Annotated in this window: 4 protein-coding genes; 3 read left to right on the forward strand and 1 reads right to left on the reverse strand. The window is 77.5% G+C overall.

Annotated elements, in window-relative coordinates:
- From DZF91_RS40340 to DZF91_RS25555, 3 genes are all read left to right on the forward strand, one after another.
- Window positions 1-647 (forward strand): hypothetical protein (locus DZF91_RS40340; RefSeq protein WP_199486886.1); only part of this gene is annotated, 647 nt, incomplete at its 5' end.
- Complete coding sequence (locus DZF91_RS25550) at window positions 644-1,639, forward strand: ABC transporter ATP-binding protein (protein WP_117359761.1); 996 nt, start codon at window positions 644-646, stop codon at window positions 1,637-1,639. The genes DZF91_RS40340 and DZF91_RS25550, both read left to right, overlap by 4 nt.
- Window positions 1,636-2,466 carry an ABC transporter permease gene (locus DZF91_RS25555; RefSeq protein WP_117359762.1) on the forward strand — a complete coding sequence of 277 codons (831 nt, stop codon included), beginning with the start codon at window positions 1,636-1,638 and terminating at the stop codon, window positions 2,464-2,466. The genes DZF91_RS25550 and DZF91_RS25555 overlap by 4 nt, the downstream gene beginning before the upstream one ends.
- On the opposite strand, the gene DZF91_RS40345 is transcribed toward DZF91_RS25555, so the two are convergent.
- Window positions 2,456-2,825 (reverse strand): hypothetical protein (locus tag DZF91_RS40345; RefSeq protein WP_199486887.1); only part of this gene is annotated, 370 nt, incomplete at its 5' end. The two genes, DZF91_RS25555 and DZF91_RS40345, sit on opposite strands and share 11 nt — an antisense overlap.

Raw genomic sequence — 2,825 nt, forward strand, 5'->3', positions numbered from 1 at the left:
CGGACGCCGTGACCGCGCTCGAGCCGCGGCGCGTCGCCGGGCGCTCGGCGGACGGACTGCGCGTCACGCCCGCCGACCGGGACACGACGGTCGGCGCGGTGGACGTGTGGAGCGACCCGTCCACGGGCGTGCCGCTGGAGGTGCGGGTGCTGCCGCGCGGCGCGACGCGTCCCGCGCTGACCACGCGGTTCCTGGAGTTCGCCGCGGGGCGTCCGGCGGAGTCGGAGATCGCGCCGCGTCCGGCGCGCGGGCTCGTGCGGTCCACGGTGGACGCGCCCGACCTGCTGTCCCGGCTGGTCGCGTTCACGAACCGGAGGCTGCCCGACCGGCTCGCCGGACGTCCCGCGCTGCCGGGCACCGCGTCGGTCGCGAGCATCCGGGGCTACACGGGCGGGTTCTCCTCGCTCGCGGTGGCGCCGCTGCCGCCCCGGTACGGGCAGCGGCTGGTCGCCACGGCGCAGGAGGCGGGCGCGGCGGTCACCCCGCTGCGCGTGGGGGGCGGGCCGGGGCGCGGCGAGTTCCTGATGCTGACGACGCCGCTGCTCACCGCGATGCTGTTCCACGCGGACACGGGGGTGACGTTCCTGCTGGCCGGGGCGGTCCGGCCGGAGGTCCTGCGGGGCGCGGCGGCGGAGCTCGCGGCGTGATCGCGACGCGCGGGCTGACCAAGCGGTACGGGCGGGTCGTGGCCGTCCGGGACGTGGACCTCGCGGTCGGCGAGGGCGACCGCTACGGGCTGCTCGGCCCGAACGGCTCGGGCAAGACGACGCTGGTCCGGATGCTGCTCGGGCTGGTGTTCGCGACGTCCGGCGAGATCGAGGTGATGGGCCGGCCGATCCCCCGCCGCACCGGCGAGGTGCTGCCGCGGATCGGCGCGATGGTCGAGGGGCCGGGCGCGTACGGGCACCTGTCCGGGCGCGCGAACCTGGCGCTGCTCGACGCGTCCGGGCCGGGGCGCGGGTCCCGCCGGACGCGCCGCCGCCGGGTGGAGGAGGCGCTGGAGCGGGTCGGGCTCGGCGGCGTGGACGACCGTCCGGTCCGGGCGTACTCGCTCGGGATGCGGCAGCGGCTCGGGCTCGCCGCCGCGCTGCTGCACGAGCCGCGGCTGCTGGTCCTGGACGAGCCGACCAACGGCCTGGACCCGCGCGGCATCCGCGAGATCCGCGACCTGCTGCGCGCGCTGAACGACGCCGGGACGACGGTCCTGCTGTGCAGCCACCTGCTCGGCGAGGTCGAGGAGCTGTGCACCCGGGTCGGCGTGATGGACCGGGGACGGCTCGTCCTGCAACAGGACATGTCCGACCTGCGTGCCCCGACCGGGCGTGTCGAGGTGCGCAGCCCGGACGCGGCGCGCGCCGCCGCGCTGCTGGACGGCCGGGTCGAGCACCGGGACGGCGACCGGCTGCTGGTGCGGGCCGCCGACGCCGCCGAGCTGAACGCGCTCCTGGTCGCGGACGGGCTGCGGGTGACCGGGCTCCGGCCGCAGCGGCACACCCTGGAGGAGATCGTCCTGTCGGTGACCGGCGCGAGCGCCGACCGCTTCGACCGCCCGCCGCCCGCGTCCGGCGGCGGCCCCTCCGACCGCTCGGGCCGGTCCGAACGCCCGGGCCGGTCCGGCCGCCCGGCGGGGGCGCCGTGATCCGGAGCGAGCTGGTGAAGATGGTGCGGCGGCCCCGGACGTGGGTGTCGCTGGCGCTGCTGTGCGGGCTTCCGGCGATCGTCGCGGGGTTCCTCGGCGTCACCAGGGTCGCGCCGCCCGCCGGCCAGGGACCGGCGTTCCTGTCGGCCGTCCTGACGAACGGGACGCTGTATCCGGCGGCGGCCCTGGCGATGGTGCTGCCGCTGTTCCTGCCGGTGTCGGTCGCGGTCGTCGGCGGCGACGCGGTGGCGGGCGAGGCGGGCTCGGGGATGCTGCGCTACCTGCTGCTGCGCCCGGTCGGCCGGACCCGGCTGCTGGTCGCCAAGCTCGTCGCGCTCGTCGGGTTCGTCCTGCTCGCGGTGGTCGCGGTGACGCTCAGCTCGTACGCTGTCGGGGTCGCGGTGTTCGGCGCGAAACCCGCGTCGGCGCTGACCGGGGCGAGCCTGGTCACCTCGATGTCCGGGACGGGCCTGAGCACCCCGCAGGTGCTGCTGCGGCTGGCCTGCGCGACGCTCTACGTCGGCGTGTCGATGCTCGGCGTCGGCGCGGTCGCGCTGTTCCTGTCCACGGTGACCGACTCGGCGCTCAGCGCGGCGCTGGGCGCGCTCGCCGCGCTCGTGACCAGCCAGATCCTGGTGTCGCTGGACGCGGCGGCGGCCGTCCACCCCTACCTGCCGACGCGCTACTGGCTGGCCTGGACCGACTTCTTCCGCGCGCCGGTGCTGTGGCACGACATCACCCGCGGGCTGGCGTTGCAGGGCGTCTACGTGGCCGTCTTCCTCGCCGCCGCCTGGGCCAACTTCGCCACCCGCGACGTCACGAGCTGAGCGCCCGCAGGCTGGCGCAGTCGGACGCGACGGGCGCGGTCATCGGCCCGGCCCCGAGGGCGCGCAGCACGATGCCGCCCACGAGCGGGTCGGACGGCAGGTCGTCGTGGCCGGTCCGGGCGTCCGGGCAGACGTCCTGGAGGACGACGTCCACGGCGCCGTCCAGCCGGGCGGACTCGGGCGGCTGGACGGTCTGGTCCCGGGTCGTCCACACCGACATCCAGGCGGGCCCGTCGCCGACGCGGTCACCGAGGCCGCGCAGCAGCGCGCTGCCGGGGACGAGCTGCCGGCACGCCTCCGGGCACGCGCCGGGCGACAGGGCGGCGCCCGCCGCCGAGACGTCCGCGCCCTGGTGCGGC

Origin of the sequence: Actinomadura logoneensis, from assembly GCF_003428695.1 — a bacterium.
GTDB lineage: Bacteria > Actinomycetota > Actinomycetes > Streptosporangiales > Streptosporangiaceae > Spirillospora > Spirillospora logoneensis.